This is a genomic window from Vibrio sp. ED004, assembly GCF_023206395.1.
In the GTDB taxonomy this organism is placed as follows: Bacteria; Pseudomonadota; Gammaproteobacteria; order Enterobacterales; family Vibrionaceae; genus Vibrio.
This window is the reverse complement of record NZ_CP066149.1, coordinates 3,163,195-3,185,213: the sequence shown is the minus strand read 5'-3', so window position 1 is coordinate 3,185,213 and position 22,019 is coordinate 3,163,195. Positions and strand designations below refer to the sequence as shown.

At 45.2% G+C, this 22,019-nt stretch carries 16 protein-coding genes and 1 pseudogene; 8 read left to right on the top strand and 9 right to left on the bottom strand.

Translation table 11 applies throughout. The features are described 5' to 3' along the window. Positions 1-175 precede the first annotated feature (175 nt). Complete coding sequence (locus ITG10_RS14365; RefSeq protein ID WP_026084314.1) at positions 176-1,483, top strand: TolC family outer membrane protein; 1,308 nt, start codon at positions 176-178, stop codon at positions 1,481-1,483. Continuing rightward, entirely contained in the window at positions 1,483-2,094 is a 612-nt protein-coding gene (locus ITG10_RS14360) for an OmpA family protein (protein WP_026084313.1), read from the top strand. The genes ITG10_RS14365 and ITG10_RS14360 overlap by 1 nt, the downstream gene beginning before the upstream one ends. Before the next feature lie 262 nt (positions 2,095-2,356). Here ITG10_RS14360 and nhaA read toward each other — a convergent pair whose 3' ends face one another. The 5 genes from nhaA to ITG10_RS14335 all read right to left on the bottom strand — a co-directional run bounded on the left by nhaA (position 2,357) and on the right by ITG10_RS14335 (position 9,535). Continuing rightward, positions 2,357-3,520, bottom strand: a complete 1,164-nt coding sequence (nhaA, locus tag ITG10_RS14355; RefSeq protein WP_048664785.1) for a Na+/H+ antiporter NhaA — start codon at positions 3,518-3,520, stop codon at positions 2,357-2,359. Positions 3,521-3,795: 275 nt separating this feature from the next. Further along, on the bottom strand, positions 3,796-4,944 hold the full coding sequence (locus tag ITG10_RS14350) for a lipocalin-like domain-containing protein (protein WP_026084312.1): 1,149 nt from the start codon (positions 4,942-4,944) through the stop codon (positions 3,796-3,798). Next, a complete protein-coding gene (locus tag ITG10_RS14345) occupies positions 4,934-7,387 on the bottom strand; it encodes an ABC transporter permease (RefSeq protein WP_017631422.1) in 2,454 nt (817 codons plus the stop codon). The genes ITG10_RS14350 and ITG10_RS14345 overlap by 11 nt, the downstream gene beginning before the upstream one ends. After that, positions 7,368-8,039 (bottom strand): ABC transporter ATP-binding protein, encoded by a 672-nt coding sequence (locus tag ITG10_RS14340; protein ID WP_017060385.1) that lies wholly within the window; start codon positions 8,037-8,039, stop codon positions 7,368-7,370. The genes ITG10_RS14345 and ITG10_RS14340 overlap by 20 nt, the downstream gene beginning before the upstream one ends. 122 nt (positions 8,040-8,161) lie before the next feature. Further along, positions 8,162-9,535, bottom strand: a complete 1,374-nt coding sequence (locus ITG10_RS14335) for an MATE family efflux transporter (protein WP_017631421.1) — start codon at positions 9,533-9,535, stop codon at positions 8,162-8,164. Between the two features lie 481 nt (positions 9,536-10,016). Here ITG10_RS14335 and ITG10_RS14330 point away from each other — a divergent pair, with 481 nt between their 5' ends. Then, a complete protein-coding gene (locus ITG10_RS14330) occupies positions 10,017-11,444 on the top strand; it encodes a cytochrome-c peroxidase (RefSeq protein ID WP_026084443.1) in 1,428 nt (475 codons plus the stop codon). A gap of 155 nt (positions 11,445-11,599) precedes the next feature. After that, positions 11,600-13,024, top strand: a complete 1,425-nt coding sequence (locus ITG10_RS14325) for a DUF2867 domain-containing protein (RefSeq protein WP_017632810.1) — start codon at positions 11,600-11,602, stop codon at positions 13,022-13,024. Between the two features lie 199 nt (positions 13,025-13,223). Here the strand turns inward: ITG10_RS14325 and ITG10_RS14320 are convergent. The 4 genes and pseudogenes from ITG10_RS14320 to rsuA form a co-directional block, all read right to left on the bottom strand. Continuing rightward, a pseudogene (locus ITG10_RS14320) lies at positions 13,224-14,417 on the bottom strand (ISL3 family transposase). A gap of 155 nt (positions 14,418-14,572) precedes the next feature. Next, positions 14,573-15,232 carry a DUF2913 family protein gene (locus ITG10_RS14315; RefSeq protein WP_017101185.1) on the bottom strand — a complete coding sequence of 220 codons (660 nt, stop codon included), beginning with the start codon at positions 15,230-15,232 and terminating at the stop codon, positions 14,573-14,575. Further along, positions 15,232-16,449 (bottom strand): Bcr/CflA family multidrug efflux MFS transporter, encoded by a 1,218-nt coding sequence (locus tag ITG10_RS14310; protein ID WP_017633288.1) that lies wholly within the window; start codon positions 16,447-16,449, stop codon positions 15,232-15,234. The genes ITG10_RS14315 and ITG10_RS14310 overlap by 1 nt, the downstream gene beginning before the upstream one ends. A 204-nt stretch (positions 16,450-16,653) precedes the next feature. Beyond that, on the bottom strand, positions 16,654-17,349 hold the full coding sequence (gene rsuA / locus ITG10_RS14305) for a 16S rRNA pseudouridine(516) synthase RsuA (protein WP_017633289.1): 696 nt from the start codon (positions 17,347-17,349) through the stop codon (positions 16,654-16,656). A 97-nt stretch (positions 17,350-17,446) separates the two neighbouring features. Between rsuA and ITG10_RS14300 the strand changes: the two genes are divergently transcribed. The 4 genes from ITG10_RS14300 to ITG10_RS14285 all read left to right on the top strand — a co-directional run bounded on the left by ITG10_RS14300 (position 17,447) and on the right by ITG10_RS14285 (position 21,939). Then, on the top strand, positions 17,447-19,189 hold the full coding sequence (locus ITG10_RS14300) for a DEAD/DEAH box helicase (RefSeq protein WP_026084490.1): 1,743 nt from the start codon (positions 17,447-17,449) through the stop codon (positions 19,187-19,189). 168 nt (positions 19,190-19,357) lie between these two features. Continuing rightward, the gene (locus ITG10_RS14295; protein ID WP_017633291.1) at positions 19,358-19,756 is read left to right on the top strand and encodes a membrane protein; all 399 of its coding nucleotides are present in this window, start codon (positions 19,358-19,360) and stop codon (positions 19,754-19,756) included. 61 nt (positions 19,757-19,817) lie between these two features. Then, positions 19,818-20,477: a response regulator transcription factor gene (locus tag ITG10_RS14290; RefSeq protein ID WP_004734666.1), complete on the top strand. Its 660-nt coding sequence runs from the start codon at positions 19,818-19,820 to the stop codon at positions 20,475-20,477. Positions 20,478-20,592: 115 nt separating this feature from the next. Then, entirely contained in the window at positions 20,593-21,939 is a 1,347-nt protein-coding gene (locus ITG10_RS14285; RefSeq protein ID WP_017633292.1) for an ATP-binding protein, read from the top strand. Positions 21,940-22,019 lie beyond the last annotated feature (80 nt).

Sequence of the window (22,019 nt, the reverse complement as noted above, 5' to 3'; positions counted from 1 at the left end):
CCTCAACTATTAGCAAATTAATCAATAGCAATAGCGACTTACCTTCGAAATAAAGCCCACAAACTTAGCATTTTTGTCCATATGTCCTAAGCTTCGTTTAATACCCTTTCTCAATTAGGAAGTTAAACGCAAGTTAGGGAAAGGCGGGGACATTAAAAGTAGAAGGAGACCTACTTTGAGACTGTTTAAATTATCCATCATGTGTTGCTTAGTCGTTGCAACTCCACTCTCTGCTCAAACTTTGGAACAGGCCGTCGCCATTACCTTGGCAACAAACCCTGAAATCAAAAGTATCTTTAATGAGTTTGTGAGTGTCCAAAAACGTAATGACGCCGCTGGCGGTGCGTATAGACCAAGCATCGACCTTGATGCCGGTATTGGCTACGAAGGCATAAACCCTGCACCAAACAACGGTCCAGATACAGACTTAACACGAAAGGAAGCAACGATATCCCTCACTCAGTTGCTGTGGGATGGTTCATCGACTCTCAACGACATTGATCGTACTGCTGCAGAAGCAGAATCGGTTCGCTTACAACTGTTAGCGGATGCTGAAGATAAAGCGCTAGAGGTCACCCAGATATACTTAGACGCAGTCAAAGCAACTGAAGTTTTAGCCCTTTCGGAAAGTAACCTTGCTATCCACAAGAAAATCTATAAAGACATCAAAAAGCGTGCTGTCTCAGGGATAGGCTCAACCGCAGATGTGTCTCAAGTAGAAGCTAGGATTGCAAAAGCGCACGGCAACTTATTAGCCGCACAGAACAATTTAATCGATACCCATACCCAATTTAGACGAATAGTAGGTCAAGAACCGCTAGGCTTAGTTTACCCAAGAGCCGATATTTCGATGATTCCTCTGTCATTATCAGATGCCCTTGTTGATGCACTAGACCAACACCCTGTCATCAAGGTTGCTACTGCAGATGTTGATTCCGCGCACTTCCAATACAAACAATCAAAAGGTGTTAATTACCCGACCTTCTCTATTGAAGCCTCTCAGTCATGGCGTGATGATGCGGGTGGCGATGAAGGTTCGAGCCAAGAAACACTGGCAATGCTACGAATGCGATACAACCTCTACAACGGTGGCACTGACAGTGCAAACTCAGAAGCTGCAGCTTACCAACTTAATAAAGCAAAAGATCTGAGAGATCGTGCTTATCGACAAGTTGAAGAAGGGCTGCGCCTCTCTTGGAGTGCATTGGATCTTACGTTACAACAAAAGAACTTCTTATCTGATCACGTAGATTCTGCGTCAGAGACCGTTATCGCTTATGAAAAACAATATCGAATCGGCAAACGTACGCTTCTAGATTTGCTCAACACCGAAAATGAATTATTTGAAGCCCGTAAAGATTACTTAGATGCGCATTACGCTGAACAGTACGCGAAATACCGTGTAATGAACGCGACAGGTTCTCTATTGAATGCTCTGCTAGTCGATATCCCTGACGAGTGGACAACGGCCGTGGAGTATTAATCATGAAGATAACTTACTTACTACTTCCTGCGTTAACAATGACCTTGCTAGCCTGCTCTAGCCAACAGGAAGAGGAATATATTGAGACACCTGAAGCGTCGCAGATTTCAGATCTGCAAGACGATGATAACGATGGCGTAGTCAATGCTCGAGACACCTGCCCTGGCACACCTGAATCGTCTCTGGTTGATAATGAAGGTTGTGGCGAAACGGTTAGCTCGCAAGAAGTCAGACAGTTGAACATCCTGTTTGCCAACGACTCGTTTGAAGTTAACCCGATCTTCTCTGATCAAATCACCACGATGGCTGAGTTCTTAGAAACCTACCAAAGCGCGTCGATTGAGATTCAGGGCTATGCCAGTAAAGTCGGTGCGAGTGAATACAACTTGGAGCTATCTAAGAAACGCGCTCACCACGTAGAAGATGAACTATTATCGAATGGTATCGACCCAAGTCGAGTGAGAGTTGTCGGTTATGGTGAAGAGCGATTAGAGAGCGAGGGCGATGATGCGACTTCTCATGCACTAAACCGTCGAGTAACAGCTACTGTTGTCGGGCTGAGCGAACAAATTGTCGAAGAGTGGACCATATTTACCACGCTTAAAAAGTAACGTGACATCGTCACCGTACTAATGAGGGTAGTATTCACAATAACCTAGTCTCATCACGCATAGCTGGAAGAATTGAAGTTCATCCACTAACCTGAAAGCCGTAAGATCAATAAAGCCGTGATAGGGTCGCCCATCACGGCTTTTTTGTTCTTTGTCGTCACATGAATCGAGGGGATGAATCTGTGACGTTTCTTGCTACTCGGGAACTAGCTTGTTACTCCGTGAGTAGGCTCCCTATTTAATTTAGCGAGCCTACTACCGATTATAGTTTTACTTCTTGGTGCTTAGTTTTCGGTAAAGAAATACTTAGCAGGAAGTAACCCAGGATTGCTGCTGTCGTTGATCCCATCAGGATACCTAGTCGAGCGAGCGTATCAAAATCTGCGTTCGTTGGACCAAATGCCAATGAAGAGATGAAGATAGACATTGTAAAGCCAATACCACACAGCACAGACACTGCGAAGATGTTCATGAAGTTCACACCTTCAGGAAGTTTAGCTACACCTGTTTTCACAGCACCCCAGCTGAATAGGAAGATACCCAGAGGCTTACCAACCAATAGACCCATAGCAATACCAAGCGGTAGCATGCCTGTTAGGTTTGAAATTGAGATGCCTTCTAGCGAGATACCAGCGTTTGCAAATGCAAATATAGGCAAGATTGCAAAAGCGACGTATGGGTGCAGAGCATGCTCTAGGTGTTTCAGCGGAGAATGTTCCCCTTTATTACCTTTCAGTGGGATAGCAAAACCAATTACTACACCTGCTAGCGTTGCGTGAACACCAGACTTCAATACTGCGAACCACAGAATGGCACCAACAATGAGGTAAACACTTAGCTTGGTGACATGCTTGTTGTTTAGCATGAATAAGACACCAGTCGCGATAAAGCCAACCGTTAGTGCAAGCGTAGATAGGTCACCTGAATAGAACAGAGCAATGATAACAACAACACCTAGGTCATCGATAATTGCTAGAGCTAGTAGGAACACTTTCAAGCTTACTGGTACACGGTTGCCTAGAAGTGCCATGATACCCAATGCGAATGCGATATCTGTTGCTGCCGGGATAGCCCAACCTTGAAGCGCTTCAGGATTACTTGAGTTAAATAGCACGTAAATTAGTGCAGGAGCTAGCATACCACCCACAGCTGCGATAGCTGGGAAGATTGCAGTCTCTTTAGACTTTAATGCGCCTTCTAAAAGTTCACGCTTAACTTCTAAGCCGATTAGAAGGAAGAAGACAGCCATTAAGCCATCGTTAATCCAGTGAGACACAGACATACCAAGAACGTAACTATGAAGTACACCTTGGTACATTTCGTTCAGTGGTGAGTTTGCTACAAACATTGCGATCGCCGCAGCGATTACTAGGATGATGCCGCCAGCAGATTCCATTTTAAAGAAGTCACGGATGACGTCGGTCATGATTTCGCCCTTATATTTATTATTTAAATAAACGAATAACAAAGAATAACCACGAGTTTATATCCAAGCTTTATCGATAGATAATCACTTCTTTGGATGTTTAACTTCGGTTTTTCCTACAAATACTAAACAATATGTCGTATATTCCATAAAGTTGTTATGCACCATAAATCAAGTATAGATGAGATCAGCGAACCTGTATGCAGAATTCACTACATGCAGAGTAAAGTGAATGGCACAAAAAAAGGCTATCAAATGATAGCCTTAGGTGTTTTTTAGTAGCCGGTTAACTGCATAAAGCCGGTCGCTTCATGGCTCCCGCTCGCCTTAATCGGCCCTTCCCAATATGGTATGACAAATGGAAGCCACATATCCCTACGTATAATACGCGTAGTCAGGTTGATATCGTGCTTGGGCACGTTAATGATCCATTGAAGTGGCATTCGTCGACCATTCATCAAGGTTGTGTTTTGCAAAGGCTGAATCGAAATATCGGCTTCGGTCAGCTGGTATACCTTACCGGAACGAGTCGCTAAAGTGCCGAACACATAAGGCAACTGTTGGTTATGACGATAACGATTAATGCTCAGCGCTGTACCATCATCGAGATTGAATACAAACCAATCCCAACCTTGTTGACCCACTCCGAGTAAACCACTGCCCCACTCTTTATGCACCCACGCTGTGCCTTCAACTTCCTTGGCGACACCGTCGAGATTCAACACGCCACTCAGTGATAAGAACGGCGCGCTGAAGTTATAAGATGCAACAGGTAGTAAATCGTGCTTTTTCTGATAGCCGTTCTCCCCATTAAGTACATATGGCCCTTTCGCCACTGTATGTAATTGAAGACCGAACGTATCTGTTTGTACTTGCAGGCGACCAGGAAACGGCGTGTTACCCAGCGAACGCCAATTCCAATTATCAATCCAAATTCTAAACGGACGACTGGTCATTCCCGCTTGGCCAATGCCACCACGAGCCATGCGCTGTTCTTTCCATACTTTAGATTTGGAAGAGACCACCACGTTTGAGATATAGACTTGCGGACTCTGCCATCCGGGCGTTTCACGTTCATCTGTCGCGATACGGAAGAAGCTCCACTGAACCGAATAGTCTTTGCCATCGTCCCCTTTCAAAGACGCGAAGTAGTGCCACCATTCGTGCTGAAATTCCGGATGAAACTTGAAATCTCGTGGTAGCGAAACGTTACGGTCTGGTAACACGGGTTCAAACACGTTGAAGTGTTCGCTTACCAAAACAGAATTCACCTCATTGACCCCTTTTTCGCCAGGGTCGATGAAATAGGAGTAGTAACTCCAAACACTCAAAAAGATGCCGAAGAAACTGATTAACAAGAGAGAAGACAAAATTCGCTGTCTTAACTTGGTTGAGCTATTCCGTAGAAACATATTAAAGGGCATCCCTCAGTGACTTCATCGGCGTGGTCCGAATCATTCTCATCACTGGTAAAGCACCAGCTAGCATCAATGCTGCCATTGCCCAAGCAAATGTCTCTAAATAGTCCCAAGGGAGCACTTGTAACTCGAGTGACCACCCAAAAGACTGCTTGATAACGATATCAACGATCAAGCTCGCTAACGCTAAGCCAAGCGGAATCGCTATCAAAGAGGAAATAAGCCCAAACACAAACAGTTGTAAACTGCCTGTCAGAATCAGTTCTTTCGCAGAAACACCCAAACAGCGCTGCAACGAGATATGTCTTTGCCGCGAGACTTCTCCTGCAACAGTTGCAAAGAAAATGCCGAACACCGCAATAACCAGAGTTATATTGCCTAGCGTGTCAGCAATCGCGAAGGTTCTATCAAATACCCGCATCGCTTGACTGTGAATATTGTTGTTGTCAAAGATACGTTCAGATCCGAGCCTGAATACGCTTTCCAATCGGCTTCTAAGACCGATTGAATTGACATCATCTTTGAGTATCACGCCAAGGCCAACATTGCCCCGCCCAGCAAAACCGTATAGCCAGTTTCGATGTGACATCATCACTTGATGATAAGGGTTGCCATAATCGTAATAAACGCCCACCACTTGCCAACCAGAGCCCAAGTTGTCATAGAGGTCAATATAGTCTCCCGGACGGATACCCAACTTGAGAGACATCGATTCACTGATCAGCACACCTTTAGAATGGTGTAAGTGATACCAGTAATTTGGAATGCCGAGTTTAATAGTTAGCGCTTCTAGCTCACCTTCGGAAGGACCCGTACTCACTACTTGAATACTGCCTACTGGAGAAGCGACATCTTTCTCCCAGCGCCACCAAACAGAATCAACTTCAGGTTGTTCTGATAGCCAACTACTCATGCGAGCCGCTGCATTGTTGGTTGGGTAGATATAGAGGTCAGCCGCCAAGCGCTGTGTTAACCACTTATCGGTCGTATCCCTAAAGCTGCCGACCATGGTTTCTACGCCAATGTTCGCTGTTAGCGCTAGCATAAATGCCATAGTCGCCACACCGCGGTAGCTCATGCTTGATGCTGCGTCCGCGAAGAACCAGCGAGCACGAACCCAACGTAATGAATAAGACAGACTGTTAAACAGTTTCCACATTAAGAATGGTGTAAACAGAGCTACACTCACCAGCATCAATGCGATGATCGCAAAGCCAGACTCTTGAGTTTGTGGAGCTTGATACACAGCAACAGCAGCAACCAAGAAGCCACAGCCAATCAACGCTTGCCAAGTGAACTCAGTACCCGCAAAACGCATCAAAGACAAACGAGAAGACAAGCGGATAGGTTGAGACTTAAGTAAACGAACCAGCGGCCACGCACACGCTAAGAAAGCACCAATCAATGCCATCAGTAAGCTGTAACCGCTCCAACGCCAATTCCAGTCGATGGTTAAGCCGACGTTAGCGTCGTATAAATCGCCCAAGCTTGAAGATACGGCAGGTAACAATTGGTTTGCCAACATCACGCCAAACACATTGCCGCAGATCCAGCTCAATAAAACCAATAGCAGTAATTCTAAACAGAGCGCTTTAGTCAGCTGCCAACCAGACACACCCGTCTGTCTTAAAATCCCGACTAACGGTTGACGTTGAATAAAAGAAAGCGACATTGCTTGATAGAAAATGAACAAGCCAACCACAAACGACAGCATACCCATCGCTTTTAGGTTTAAGTGAAACGCACTGGTCAACGACTCAAGTTCGGCTTTAGAGCTGCGCGAAATCGTTAAACCGTTCGGCAGCATATTTTTGAGACGTTCAAACTTCTCGGTAGACATCTCTGAGCATGCAATCACAGATAAACCAGCACTTCGCTTGAGCATTCTCAGCAGCGAAATATCCGCAATCAGCCTTGTACCATTGATAATGTCGTTTTCGTCAACCATTACCGGGCCAAGCTCAGAGCCATCCAAAAGGGAAATATAGTCACCATTATTCCATTGCATGTGTTCAGCGAGATCATCGCTCACAAGAATCGGATATGGCGGCTTCATGAGATCTAACGTATTCAGGTCTTTTAACGCAACACCCGGCTGCAGTTGGAGCATAGAAACTGGGTCTATGCCAATCAGCATGAAGTTTGAACCGTTTTCATCAGTGATACGATGGTGATCAAAAGGAGAACACTGCTGAAAGCCTTCACGGCGAAGATGGATATAAAAGCCTTGTGGGATTTTATTGGCGTTGTGTTTTGGTCGAATACGGTAAGGAAGAGGATTCGAAAAGAGTTTTTCGCCATGTGCATAGCTTTGCTTGGCGTGTTGGTTAATGGCAGTAACACCAACCAAAAGTGATACGCCGAGGGTTAAACCAAGCCATACCAAGATAATCTGAAGTGGGTAACGTCGATAATGACCGAGTAGTGCCTTAACTACGGGCCATAACATGCAGTTGCCCTCCTTGTAGACGGATCCTGCCATCCATGTGCAACGCTACTTTTTCACTGTGTGTCACCAACAACAAAGTGCATTCTAATTGGCGAGCCAAAGACGTAAGCAAACGCATTACCGCTTCGGCATTACGCTCATCTAGACTACCTGTTGGTTCATCAGCCAATAAGATTTTTGGTTCCATATATAACGCACGAGCAATCGCTGCACGTTGTTGCTGTCCACCAGACGCCTCTTCAGGGTAACGACCAAGCAAAGGCATTAGATCTAAAGCAGAAAGAATCTGTCTCCAGAGCCCCTTGTCTTCAGGTAGGCCTTTTAATTGGCGGCAAAAACGAATGTTATCGGCAATATTCAATGTCGGCAGTAAGTTGAACTGCTGAAAGATATGACCAATGTTGTTTCTGCGATAAGCGGTGCGGTCACGCTCGGTAGAGTCGTGCATGTTGAAGTGAGGGAAAGCGATTTCACCTGAATCCGCTAGGTCTAAACCCGCGATAAGATTCAGTAAAGTACTTTTACCTGAACCGCTTTCGCCCATTAATGCCAGCTGGTCACCTTGGTTTAATGTCAGTTCAGCACCTTGCAAAACAGGGTGGAACTCCCCCCCATCGACATAGCCTTTACATAGGTCTGACAGCTTTAACATTAAACAGCTCGCATTAGTTAGAATTTGGAAGGAGAATCTACACTAATTCCCTGTTAGGAGGAAGTATTTTGAAAGATAGATCACACACCAACGATAAAGTGATGCGATTGGTGCGCCCGACTTCAACGTCCTATCAAGTTTTTAATCCATTTTCTTGTTTTCACGCGATAGAGCGACCCGCCCCACTTAATCACTTCTTCAGTGAGGAACAGTAGGTAAACCCACTCAGGTGGAAACTTAAAGTAAATAGCGGCGATGGCTGCCAACGGAATACCTATCACCCACTGAGCAATCAAATCTTGATATAGACAGAACTTCACATCACCGCCCGCTCTGAGTACACCAACGATCACTGTCATTGGAATAGAGCGGATGACAATACCCACGCTGAGAATCAAAATAAACTTCTCTGAAAGCGCTCGGGTTTCTTCAGTCAAAGCACTAAAGGCATTCAATATTGGCGTTTGTATAAAGTAGAGGAAAATCGCCACCACAACACTGGTCAAGAAACACAAAATCGTTAAGCCGAGTGCTTGATAATAAACCGCTTCATTGTTTTTCGCGCCAAGCTGGTTGCCCACCAAAACCGCGGCTGCATTCGACATACCAATCAATAAACTCAATGAGATAGATTCAACGGGCGTCATCACCGAAAGCGCTGCTAACCCTTGCACGCCCGATTGACCCATAATGACGTGATAAGCGAATAAGCCACCAGCCCAAGCTAAAAAGTTGAAGGTTGTCGGCAGAGACAATTTCAAGAAGCGAACGACTTTCTCCACCGTTGCCGCAGCTTTGATATCACAGAGTTTGAAAGCTAATAAATGTTGAGAGAAATAAAGGTAGCCAAATAAGGTCGCCACTTCAATTGCGCCACTCAATACGGTCGCAATCGCCGCACCTTTGATGCCAAGAGCCGGAAATCCTAAGTTACCGAAGATCAGCACCCAGTTTAAGAACACGTTAGACAAAATACCAATACCACTGAAGAAGGTACTCAGCCCTGGCTTATGCATCGCTCTTAAGCCAACGGCCATACTGCTGACACACGATACGGCTAACATGCTAAATGAGGTGATAACGATATATTCAACACCCAAGCTAATCACTTCTTGAGAGTCGGTAGTCACACCCATAATTTGTGCAGGGAAAGAGACAAAGAACACGATGGTCAACAGCGCAAACAGCGTCGAAACCAGCCAGGTTAGTGCTGTGCTTTCTCTCACACCTTGCTTGTTGCCCGCGCCCCAATATTGAGCGGTAAGCAACGCGCCACCCGTGGTCACGCCTACCAGCATGATAGTCGTAACGAACATCGCACGGCTCGCAACGCCGACTGCGGCAATATCGGCTTCCCCAAGTTGTCCTAACATCAATACATCCACTAAGCCTCGGCTTGAAAACATGATGCTCTGCAAGGTGATTGGCAAAGCAATAGCAATCAACCTGCGAACAAAATCGCCGCGTGTGTGATGAATAATTGAAGAGAGCAACATAGGAATACCTGAACGGAACGTGTTGATGATAAAAGGATTATTCTTTCAGTATATCAATGTTCGAATTTCAACCATACATAAATCATACTGAGGGCATCAATTTCCGTATAACGTCTTTTCACGTTTCATCCATTGGATGACAATAAGGTGATACTCCCAAGCCTTGGTAAGAATAGTTTGGTAAATATAATTAATTCTCAAATTAGTCATAAAAAGTAGATATCAAACAATACCCATACATACAACACTCAACTTGATCTACCAAAAACCTAAATTGACGGAAATCAAAGTTAGTCCCGATGTTTATTTCATTGAATTTGTTATCAATTTTCACACATCGCCTTAACCATATGATTTGAGTGGTTTTATTGTGTTAAATTTTTATCCATCTAATTATTCGATTAATATTCATTCCTTTTTGTCATTTCATAAATCGCCTTTAATTCAATAACTTCCACCCCAGTTTCAATAGGGAGTTAAAATGAATAATAAAAAATTAATAATGAGTTTGGCTGGTGTCGGTATCTTGGCTTATTTAGGTACGGTGTATACGGTTGATAAAAACGATCAACGCATTGCCGCTGAAAGTCTCGCGCAATTTTCATCTTTGGATAAGTCGTCTTTAGATTACCAAGCCATGAAAGTGCTCAGTGATAAAGGGTGTGCTTACTGCCACACCAACGAAAGTGAAATGCCTTTCTATTCTGAATGGCCAATCGCGAAAACCCTCATGAATGCCGACATACAAACAGGTATGAAGCACTTTGAAATTACGCAACTCTTCAACGGTATTCAGAATAATGAACCAGTGTCCGAAGTAGCGCTCGCTCGCATTGAAAAGGTGCTCTACGACGATTCTATGCCACCTAAGATCTATCAGTCCATGCACTGGTCAGCAGGCATTTCAAATGAAGAAAAACACACTTTATTAAAGTGGATACGCCAAACAAGAGCAGACATTCACCAAGACTCTCCTGTAGATGACAGCCGCAGAGAAGGTACGCTTCAGCCAATCTACACTCAGTTTGAAGTAGACGAAGACAGAGTAAAGCTGGGCAAAGCGCTCTACCATGACACGCGCCTATCTGGTGACGACACCGTTTCTTGTGCCACTTGCCATGGCTTAGACACAGGTGGTGTCGACAACTTGGTCGGTTCTGTTGGTATTCATGGCCAAGTTGGCGGCATCAATGCACCAACGGTTTTCAACTCAGCGTATAACAAACTGCAGTTTTGGGATGGCAGGGCAAACGACTTGCAAGACCAAGCTGGCGGTCCTCCTTTTAACCCTATTGAAATGGGATCAGAGGGTTGGCAACAGATCATCGATAAACTGAGCAGTGATCCTGAGTTAGTTGCCAAATTCAATAAGACTTATGACGGTGAAATCACCGGTGACACCATCACGCATGCTATCGCCGAATTTGAAAAAACCTTGGTGACACCAAACAGCCGATTCGACCAATACCTGACGGGTAATACTGACGCAATGGACGCTCATGAAAAACATGGACTGAAGCTATTCAAACAATACAGCTGTGATACGTGCCACACGGGTGAAGCCATGGGCGGTGAAACCTTTGAAACCATGGGTATGAAAGCAGACTACTTCTCAGACAGAGGAACGGATATCACTCCAGAGGACTTGGGAAGATACAACGTCACGGCGGTTGAATCCGACAAGCACAAGTTCAAGGTTCCAACGCTGAGAAGCATTGAACTCACTGCGCCCTACTTCCACGACGGCCATGCAGAGACACTAGAACAAGCGATCTTTGATATGGGTAAATATCAAGTGGGTGTCGAAATGAGTGATGATGAAGTGGATGCCATCAAAGCCTTCCTAAAAACGCTAACCGGTGAATACAAGGGAAATAACCTTAGCCCTAAGGCACAGCAGCAGAGCTAAGTAGCACCAAACGAAGCGATTAAATTCTGACGATAAACTTAAGCCAATAGATTCTTTCTATTGGCTTTTTCATTACTCATGGCTCAATTGGTTTTGTAGAAAAGTTAGCGTAGTATGAGCAAAGGATGGTTTGATACGCAATACATGGAGTAACAATGAAGAAAGTACTGGTTTTAGGCGCTTCTGGATATGTTGGTTCGCAACTTCTCCCTCTCCTGCTTGAGCAAGGCTATCAAGTCACGGCAGCAGCGAGGCATATCGACTATTTAAAGGCACGGACCGTACCTCACGAAAACTTATCACTTGAGTATCTTGATCTTGCTGATCAAGCTGCAACGCAAGCTTTAGTCCCCGACTTTGATCTTATCTTCTTCCTCGTTCATGGCATGGCTGAGGGCCACGACTTTATTGATTATGAGCTGAGCTTGGCACGTAACTTTGTTTCTGCCCTTGGGCCAAAGAACCAGCACATCATCTACCTAAGTTCACTTCAACCTCAGACTGGTGATTCAGAGCACCTTCAGGCGAGAAAGAAAACCGGAGAACTCCTTCGTAAAGGGCCGGTACCGGTTACCGAACTTCAGGCAGGCGTTATCATCGGCCCCGGATCTGCGGCATTCGAGATCATGCGAGACTTCGTGTACAACTTGCCGATCATGATTGCGCCAAAGTGGGTCGACTCTAAAGCCAATCCAATTGCTTTGCAGAACCTGAACCACTACCTGCTGAAACTTGTACAAGACACGCCGAGCGAAAGCCAGACCTTTGAGGTTGGCGGACCAGACATTGTCTCTTATCGAAATCAATTTGCTCATATTGCCAAAACCGCCGATCGTCCACTCAGATTATGGGCGACATCGCTACTAACACCAAAGATTGCTTCATATTGGTTAGGCGTGGTGACTTCTGTACCGTCCAACATAGGTAGAGCGCTTCTCGCGGGCTTAAAGCACGACTTCATCGCCAGTTCGACCACCATCAGAGAGAAGTATCCTCAAAAGCTTATCTCGTTCGAAAGCATGGTTGAACAAGCCATTCACGCTGAAGGAAACTTTGTTAAAAGCAACGTATGGGGTTTCGATAAAACCGCCTTCAAACGCTGGCAAGCGGGATACGGTTATTACCCAAAGAAAACAGGCGCAAGTATCACTTCTAGCGCGTCATTAGAATCGCTCTGGCACGTGGCTCAGCAAATTGGAAGCCCGAAGCAGGGTTATTTCTTCGCTAACGCTTTATGGCGCACACGTGAGTGGCTGGATGTTCTGTTCGGTGGCGGTGTACCTGTGCGTCAAATGCCGGAAGGCCCCAATCTAAAAGTCGGTGACAAAATCGATTCGTGGAAAGTGATTCGTTGTGAAGAAAACCAGTTTTTATCTCTTCTTTTTGGTATGAAAGGCCCTGGCTTGGGCAGGCTTGAGATTACTGTCTCTGACCACGGTGATTCTCGCGAGCTGAACATCTCGGCTTGGTGGCATCCAAAGGGCTTTCTAGGGTTACTGTATTGGTTTGCGATGATGCCTGCTCACCTGTTTATCTTTAAAGGCATGGTGAAGGCGATTGAGAAGCAGGCTAAAAAATAGATGAGAGATACGAGTATCGAGATGCGAAGAGATTAAAAGCGGATGCGGGATTCGAGTGACGAGATGCGAAAAGATTAAAAGCGGATACCGGTTTCGGGTAACGGGATGAGAAGAGATTAAAAGCAGATTCGAGTGTCGAGATGTGAAAAGACTTAACAACAAATTAGCGACTCGCGCTATGAGAGGCAAAAAAAGAGGTTCATCGCGGCTTTCCGGGGAAAGCCGCTTTTATCTTCAAGAAGAAGTAGTCTGTATCTCGATATCCATACCCCATTCGCTTGATTAACTTTATTTTGTTGTTTATCCCTTCCAATGTGCAGGTGTTGAGCGGATAAGTTGCCGATGCAATAATACCGTGAAGATAAGGCCTCAGTTTTCGTGCAAACTCTTTCAATGGCTTAATTCCACTCTCTTGCACTTGTGCCCACCATACCTCCCAGAGCCCCTTAGCATGTGCTTCTGATTTACAGTAACAAAGCTCTTTGAGTTGTGAGCCGAATATATAAGTGGCCATCAAGTCCTTATTGATATTCAATATTTCAGTAAGATAGCTATCTTGTCGTGCATTTAAATTACCTCTGTTTTTCAGCAGTACCCAGCGTGAGCGCTTCACCCATTGCCTCGCTTTTTTTTATCCTGCTTGAGTTTGTTAGCTTGGTCGACTCTGACTCTATCCATCACCTCACGACCGAACTTAGCAACAACATGGAATAAGTCGTAAACGATTTTTGCATTCGGGCAGTGCGCTTGAACTTCAAGGTCAAAAGCCGTATTCATGTCCATTGCGACCGCTTCGATATTGTTACCATGCTTGCCTAACTGCTCGAAAAACGGTCGTATGTCCTTGCGGCTACGACCTAACCCTATCAAATGACTTGGTGAGTCTTAGCATCAGCGATGACTGTGGCATATCGGTGCCCTTTAAAGATGGCGGCTCGTCCATGACGAGTTGCCTTAGCCCTTCCCATTTCACTGACGGTACCACTTGGCGAAGTCGACGTTTATCTATCTCTTTAATGGTGTGCCAATGAACGCTCGTTAACTGGGAGATATGCTTAATGGGAAGAAGAGGCAGTAGTTGTTCTATATAGCTTTTTAGACGCGTCGTTATACGAGCATAAGGCTCTAACCAAGATAGAAACTCTGTTTTTATGCCGCAGTCACGACACTTGATCCTTCGAGTTTGAACGGAAAGCTCACCAGGAACATTGAACAACATGGCCTCTTTCACATGACGCCATTGATACTCATGGATAGCCTCAGCTTCAAGACCGCAAAGGCATTTAGCCTCAGAATTAGGTTTAAGAGTTAGTGTAACAAGTGATGCTGTCTGGTGAGACTTTACTATTTTAAAGCCTTCCCAGAATGAAGATAGGAAAGTATGATTCGGCATGAAAACGGTAGTTTGTGTATGATTTTTGTTTGGCGACTAAACCATATCACTTACTACCGTTTTTTTGTTTTTAGTTCCCGCTAATCCGCGATGAACCAAAAAAGAGCGGATAATTCCGCTCTTCGTATCTCTCATCTCGTATCCCGAATCCGCTACTAGCCAATAACGCTAATCGGGATCTCAGCCAGTTGGTTGCCTTGGTTGGCAGGGTACACTATGTATTCACCGTGATACTTCACCGCAGACTTGTAGTCCGTTACTTTGTGAAGCATAAAGCCCGCTTCCATCGCCGCTTGGATGAACTCTGCGTGGTTACCACGTACAAACCAGTTCATCGGCTTAACCATCAACTCTCCGTCGAAAGAGTCGTCGCACTGTTTGCCACACAGAGCAAAAGAGTGCTCACCATCGGTAAAGAATTGAATCTTGCCGCCAGTCGTTAGCTCATCTTCACTCGATACGCTCCAACCCATCTCGTACATTTTGTCCATGAACGCTTCAACATCACTGTCTTTTAGCGCTTTAGGCTCTTCGCCTTCAGGGAAAAAACGTCCGTAAAACGCAGAAATACGTTTAAAGGTAAAAGTTAAATCCGAGTTGTTGCCTTTTGAGCGACCCTGTTTCTGCCAGCGAACTAAGTCTGGCACAATCACACGATCATAAGCTTGAGATTTAATCGCTTTTGTCACCCAACGAACAAGGTAAAGGTTATTCGCGATAGGTGCGTCGATCGCTTTTCCAGCCTTATGTAAAGCATACAGCTCGCCCAACGCATCGTTCACTAACTTCTGAATTTCAATATAGTATTTTGACATTATGCCTTCTTTCCTAATGTCCAATATAGTAATGCTGACAGTATTGCACATGCTGCCATCACCATAGCCATTGGCCCTGCAGTGTCACTTGGTAGCATGGCAACAATTGCCCCCACCACAGAACCAGTACCAAATCTTAATGTGCCCGCAAGCGAAGAAGCTGTGCCGGCCATATTCGGGTATCCGCTTAAAAGTAGCGCCATTGAGTTACTACCAATGGTAGACAGTGTGCCGATAAACAGCATCACGAATGGCACAATTCCCCACAACCCGATATCTAACATCCAACCGACTAACAAACCTAAGCCCGCAAACAGTTGAATGCTCAAGCCGACTCTGAGCATAGCGTGAGAGCCCACTTTCTTAACGATTCGACCGTTGATGCTCGTCATCAAAATCATAGCAACAATGTTCAAGCCGAACAGATAGCCAAACAGATCAGGGCGAACGCCATAGATATCAATGTATACGAATGAACCTGCCGTTAAGAACGCAAACATCCCTGAAAAAGAGAATGCACCAGAGAAAATCAGGCCCATCGCAGTTGGGTTCTTACACAGTCGAGCGTAGTTACGAATCGTCGTTTTAAAGCGCAGTGGTTGTCGGTTTTCTGCAGGAAGCGTTTCTGGGATCTTCATCGATACCGCTAGAATCACGATCACTGCAAAAATAGCAAGGACCCAGAAAATTGAGCGCCAGCCGAACCACAACGCTAAGTAACCACCAATCATCGGAGCAACCAATGGCGCAACTGTCATCACCAAAGTAACGAAAGACATGGTTCTTGCGAAATCTTCACGATCAAACATGTCTCTTACCACCGCTTGGATGATAACGGCTGCCGCAGCACCAGCAAAACCTTGCGCGGTACGGATGTAAGTCAGCGCTTCAATGCCGTGTGTTGTCGCGCTCACCATAGACGCGATAGCAAACAAGAACACACCTATAAGCAATACCGGCTTACGACCGTAGCTATCGGCCAATGGGCCATGCAGCAGCTGTCCCAGCGCGAAACCTGCGGTATAGGCTGTTAACGTGATTTGTACCTCACCTGCCGTCACACCAAGATCTTTGGCAATAGTCGGCATCGCTGGCAGATACATATCAATGGCTAGCGGAGTAAGTGCACCAATCGCACCTAGAATCAAAAACAGCATTAAGCCTAATTGAGGTGTTTCTGGTTGGGAGCTTGGGCTCTGTGAGGTTGATGTTTGCATGGTTCTCCGAATGTTCAACTGATAGAGCTAGGGACTTACGTGAGCACGCAAGTCAAAAGATTGGCTGAGACTTTCCTAGTACCAGTCAACATCATCAGCCGACGCTATCCATGGCCGGCTTTACAACGAAAGGGCTATTTCCTGCTATGAGCGATGTTCTGTCATCAACAGTTTTGCTGATTTTAAACAGCTTCTAGCTAAGGGTTACTTCCAGATAGAGTCGACTTCTTCTTGAGTTAGGTAACGGTATTCACCTAATTCTAAAGATTCGTCCATCTCGATTTCGCCAATACGTTCACGGTGCAGGGCTTCTACCTTGTTACCAAGCGCAGCAAACATGCGTTTTACTTGGTGGTATTTTCCTTCGTGAATCGTTAGTAGTACTTCGCGTTCTGCACGTACTTCAAGATGTGCAGGAAGTGTTAGGCCATCTTCGCTCTTAAGCTGGATGCCCTCTTTGAATTTTTCAACGTAGTCAGGTTCTACTGGATCAACCAACCACACACGGTACATTTTTTCGCACTTGTGTTTTGGCGCTGTGATGCGGTGAGACCACTTGCCGTCATCAGTGATCAGAACAAGACCTGTAGTATCAACATCTAGACGACCTGCAAAGTGCAGCTTGTCCATTTTGATTTCATCAAGTAATTCAAACGCAGTGCGATTTGAGCCATCTTCATGCGAACAAACAAAGCCTTCTGGCTTATAAAGCATGATGTAACGTGGACCATGAACATTCAGTTCATTGCCCTGCCATTCAACAACACACTCTTCAGTTACCTTAAGTGAACCGCTTTTTTGAATGACGTCATTGACTGTCACTGCTTTTGATTTTAATAAGTGTGTTGCTTCTCTTCGAGTGACGCCTAACGCATCGCACAGAAATTTATCTAAACGCATGAATACCTCAACTAATCTAAGTCGGGTATTATAGTCACCTTTACTCAATTAGTTGAGCTATTTCACACTATTTGTTTTCCTTCTTACAAGACGCGATATGTATACACTCCGCCCGTACCAAGCTGATTCCGTAAAATCAGTGATTCATTACTTCAGAAAACACCAAACTCCGGCTGTTCTCGTGTTACCGACAGGGGCAGGAAAAAGCCTTGTGATTGCAGAACTGGCAAGGCTCGCGAAAGGTCGAGTGTTGGTGCTTGCTCACGTAAAAGAGCTGGTTGAACAAAACCATGAAAAATATGAAGGTTATGGGTTAAAAGGCTCAATTTTCTCGGCGGGTTTAGGCCGTAAAGAGACCGACCAACAAGTAGTATTCGCGTCGGTTCAATCTGTGGTTCGCAACCTTGATTCATTCTCTAATCAATTTTCGCTGTTGGTTATCGACGAATGCCACCGCGTACCTGACGAAAAGACCAGTAGCTATCAGAAAGTGATCACTCACTTACGCGAGAATAATTCCGGCATCAAAGTACTTGGCTTAACGGCAACGCCGTACCGCCTTGGTATGGGTTGGATTTATCAATATCACACTCGCGGTCAAGTGCGTTCGGAAGAACCTAGATTCTTCCGCGACTGTATCTTTGAACTGCCGATTCGTTACTTGCTTGATGAAGGCTTCTTAACACCAGCCCGCATGATAGATGCACCAGTATTGAGCTACGACTTCTCTCAGCTAAAACCCGCAAGTACAGGGCGATATAAAGAAGCAGAACTGGATATGGTGATCGAACAGTCGAAACGCGCTACACCGCAGATTGTCGACCAGATCATTCATCTCGCCCAAGACAAACTAGGCATCATGGTGTTTGCAGCCACCGTTCGACACGCTCAAGAGATCCTTGGCTTATTACCCGAAGGCGAAGCTGCGATTGTGATTGGTGATACGCCAACACTCGAACGTGACCAAATCATCAATGACTTCAAAGAACGTAAAATCAAATTCTTGGTCAACGTATCGGTTTTAACCACGGGCTTTGATGCACCGCATGTCGATTTAATCGCGATTCTTCGCCCAACAGAGTCCATCAGTTTGTACCAACAGATCGTTGGCCGTGGATTGCGTTTGTCTCCAGGTAAAAAAGAGTGTTTGGTTCTCGACTATGCGGGCAACAGCTATGACCTTTACCAGCCAGAAGTTGGCGACCCCAAACCCGATTCAGACAGCGAAATAATCACCATCCCTTGCCCGGCTTGCGGCTTCAATAACAACTTCTGGGGCAAGCTAGACAGTAACGGCTTCTTGCTTGAACACTTTGGTCGTAAATGCCAAGGCTACTTTACCGATGAAGACACGGGCGAACGTGAGCATTGTAACTATCGCTTCCGCGCCAAGTACTGCGGTGAGTGCGGTGCCGACAACGATATTGCGGCTCGTATTTGTCATGAGTGTGACGCTACCTTGGTTGATCCAGACAAAAAACTCAAAGAGGCACTCAATCTAAAAGATGCTTTGGTATTTGAGTGTTTAGAGATGGACCTCAATGTACTCAAGGATGATAAAGGCAAGTCGCAGCTTAAAGTCACCTATCGTGGAGAAAACCAAGCGCAAGTGCATGAGTTTTGGTCATTAACTACCAAGAAGCAGAAGCAAAACTTCAAAGACCAGTTTGTTCGCCCTCACCTTGCGGATAGACACAGGCCCTTTGAGGAAGCTTCGCCATCGAAAGTCGTTGCTCACCAACATAGATTCCGCCCGCCACAATTCGTGATTGCACGTAAAGTTGGACGCTTTTGGAAAATGAGAGACAAGATATTCGAAGACGAACTACAGCAGCGTTGAGGTTAAGTCTTACGTTCTTAACACTTGGCAGTTAGTCTGACGTATTAAACCATTCGCCATTTTAGCGTTAAGTTTTTCGGTATCAAATTCTCATTATTAATCAGGTTCACTTTCTGTTCAGAATTACTTTTTTATACTGAACGCTATCAACCTTCTCTAGGATTCGCTATGTTTAGTAAAGCTATGATTTCTTTGTTTTCTATAAGCTTAGGCTTATTTGTTTCTGCTGGCGCATGGGCTGACTCACATCATAATGGTCACGACCTAGTACAAGACGTTCATAAAGCAGGAACCCGTATCGAATTCGAAGAAGATCAAGACGAAGTCTATGAAGCGGTTCGAGAAGGCTATATTCGCCCTTTCTCAGAAATGTATGCTGCGGTAGAAAACGATCTTCATGGCCGAATCATTAAAGTCGAACTAGAAGAAGATGATGACATTTGGGTGTATGAGCTAAAAATTAACTTCCAAAATAACATCATCAAAGTTGAATATAACGCCGAAACGTTAGACATGCTAAAGATTGAAGGCCGCAACTTTAAAGACGCAATTAAGCACGGCGACTAATTAAGCACAACAAATAGTTAAGCACGACGAACAGCCACCACAATAATTAAGAAGAACAATTATGAAAATTTTAGTCGTTGAAGACGAGCCTCGCTTGGGCCAACAAATTCTAGAAACCCTTGAGGGAGCAGATTGGGTTCCAGAACTTTCTCAAGATGGTATTGACGCACTCTACCGTGCAACGTCAGAAGAGTGGGACGCGATTGTCCTCGATTTAGGTTTACCTAAGCTTGACGGCCTAACTGTATTAAAAGGCATTCGAGACGAAAACATCAACACGCCAGTGATTATCTTAAGTGCTCGTGACACACTAACTCAACGTGTAGAGGGTTTAAATGCAGGCGCAGATGATTACCTGACTAAACCGTTCGAAATGGTTGAGTTGATTGCTCGTATTCGCGCTCAACTACGCCGAGCGTCAGGCAGTGCTGCACCGATACTTCAAATCGGCGACCTAAGCCTAGACACACGCAGTTCTAAAGTGTTGTGGCAAGGCCAAGCAGTAAGCCTAACGGCACTGGAATATAAAGTTGTCGCGTATTTCATGCATAACCAAAATAAGGTTATCTCGCGCACAGAACTGGTTGAACACATCTACAAACAAGATTTCGACCGCGACTCAAACACAGTTGAGGTTTTTATTGGTCGTATTCGTAAGAAAATTGCACCAAAGATCATCAAAACCGTGCGCGGCCTTGGCTACCAACTGAATGCTGAATAGCATAGCGGTCAATTTGGCGCATCACAAATCAAGCACACTCCTCAATTAAGTGGACAGCCTGTTCTGATCATCGCAACACGATAAGTCACGATGAGCAAAGGCAGGCTGGAAATGCATGAATCTAAAAAAACGAACACTTAAAAACATCAGTCTAAAAAGCCGCTTGCTCCTTGCTGCGGCTTTTTGGCTAGGTGCGATGATATTAGCGGCAGGTGTCGGGATACCGAAACTGGTTAACGATTACCTCGTCGATGACATGAAGCAGCAGCTTGGCTTAACCATGGATGAGTTAACCGCCAATATCGAAACCAATGACAGTGGTAACCTGATCATGGCAGAGCGTCTGTCTGATCCTAGGTTTAACCAGCCCTACAGTGGTATTTATTGGCGCGCCGCGACCCAAGATCAGATCATTCGATCTCGCTCGCTATGGGATAAAGACCTCACCATCAAGCGTTCTCCTATTCACACATTAGTGAAAGGGCCTGAGAAAGAAAAGCTGATTTACATCGAACAAGACATCTACCTACCGTCACTCAGCGACCCTATCACCATCACCATTGGTATTGATGAAGATCCATTAGAGTCGACGCTTGCCGAGCTAACTGGCCAAGTATGGTTGATTCTGATGCTGCTGTTCGTGGGTGTGCTGATGTTGATTGGTATTCAAGTTAGCTGGTCTCTATTACCTCTTAGTAAGATGCAGCGCGAGTTGGTGATGCTCAGAAAGGGTGAACAGCAAGGGCTAAGCGATAACTACCCAAAAGAGGTCTCTCCGTTAGTTTCGGACCTCAATGCCCTACTCTTTCATTACCAAGAATTACTAGAACGTGCTCGTAACCACGCGGGGAACCTCTCTCATGCATTGAAAACACCATTATCGGTGATGAAAAATGAAATCGAGATGTTGCCTGACAACGAGAAGAAACTGTTACAGCAACCCATTCAACAAATCCAAAGCCAGATAGATTATCATCTCGGTCGCGCTCGTATGGCAGGTGCAATGAACATCCTTTCGGTGAAGTCATCACCTTGTGAACGTGTTGAAGCGATCTCGATGGCGTTTGATAAAGTTTATGCCGCCAATGAAGTCACCATGATCAACGAGTTGGACTCTGAACTTGAGGTCGCTGTCGAAAAAACCGACCTCGATGAGATGGTCGGCAACCTACTCGAAAACAGTTACAAGTGGGCGACCAGTATTATACGTGTCCATGCAAATGAACTCGACGACGGCAATATAGAGTTGGTGATTGAAGATGATGGCCAAGGTATTCCTGAAGAGAAGCTTGAACAAGTGACCAAACGTGGCGTTCGACTTGATGAAACCACACCAGGTACAGGCTTAGGGCTTAACATCGTGAATGAAATGGCACACAGCTACCGAGGCAGCCTAACGCTCAGCAAGAGTTCAATGGGCGGCTTAAAAGCTTCTCTGGTGCTTAAAATAAGTAAAGGCTGACCAAACTCTAAGTAAAAGTGACACCAATAAGCCCTAGCGTAATGCTAGGGATTAGTTTTATCTCAGCTCAACGGAGCACA

Bases quoted from the DNA above. Each gene is read 5' to 3' on its own strand.
- nhaA (WP_048664785.1), bottom strand. From the start codon at position 3,520: ATGACCGACGTCATCCGTGACTTCTTTAAAATGGAATCTGCTGGCGGC.
- ITG10_RS14350 (WP_026084312.1), bottom strand. From the start codon at position 4,944: ATGCCCTTTAATATGTTTCTACGGAATAGCTCAACCAAGTTAAGACAG.
- ITG10_RS14345 (WP_017631422.1), bottom strand. From the start codon at position 7,387: ATGTTATGGCCCGTAGTTAAGGCACTACTCGGTCATTATCGACGTTAC.
- ITG10_RS14340 (WP_017060385.1), bottom strand. From the start codon at position 8,039: ATGTTAAAGCTGTCAGACCTATGTAAAGGCTATGTCGATGGGGGGGAG.
- ITG10_RS14335 (WP_017631421.1), bottom strand. From the start codon at position 9,535: ATGTTGCTCTCTTCAATTATTCATCACACACGCGGCGATTTTGTTCGC.
- ITG10_RS14330 (WP_026084443.1), top strand. From the start codon at position 10,017: ATGAATAATAAAAAATTAATAATGAGTTTGGCTGGTGTCGGTATCTTG.
- ITG10_RS14325 (WP_017632810.1), top strand. From the start codon at position 11,600: ATGAAGAAAGTACTGGTTTTAGGCGCTTCTGGATATGTTGGTTCGCAA.
- ITG10_RS14315 (WP_017101185.1), bottom strand. From the start codon at position 15,232: ATGTCAAAATACTATATTGAAATTCAGAAGTTAGTGAACGATGCGTTG.
- ITG10_RS14310 (WP_017633288.1), bottom strand. From the start codon at position 16,449: ATGCAAACATCAACCTCACAGAGCCCAAGCTCCCAACCAGAAACACCT.
- rsuA (WP_017633289.1), bottom strand. From the start codon at position 17,349: ATGCGTTTAGATAAATTTCTGTGCGATGCGTTAGGCGTCACTCGAAGA.
- ITG10_RS14300 (WP_026084490.1), top strand. From the start codon at position 17,447: ATGTATACACTCCGCCCGTACCAAGCTGATTCCGTAAAATCAGTGATT.
- ITG10_RS14295 (WP_017633291.1), top strand. From the start codon at position 19,358: ATGTTTAGTAAAGCTATGATTTCTTTGTTTTCTATAAGCTTAGGCTTA.
- ITG10_RS14290 (WP_004734666.1), top strand. From the start codon at position 19,818: ATGAAAATTTTAGTCGTTGAAGACGAGCCTCGCTTGGGCCAACAAATT.
- ITG10_RS14285 (WP_017633292.1), top strand. From the start codon at position 20,593: ATGAATCTAAAAAAACGAACACTTAAAAACATCAGTCTAAAAAGCCGC.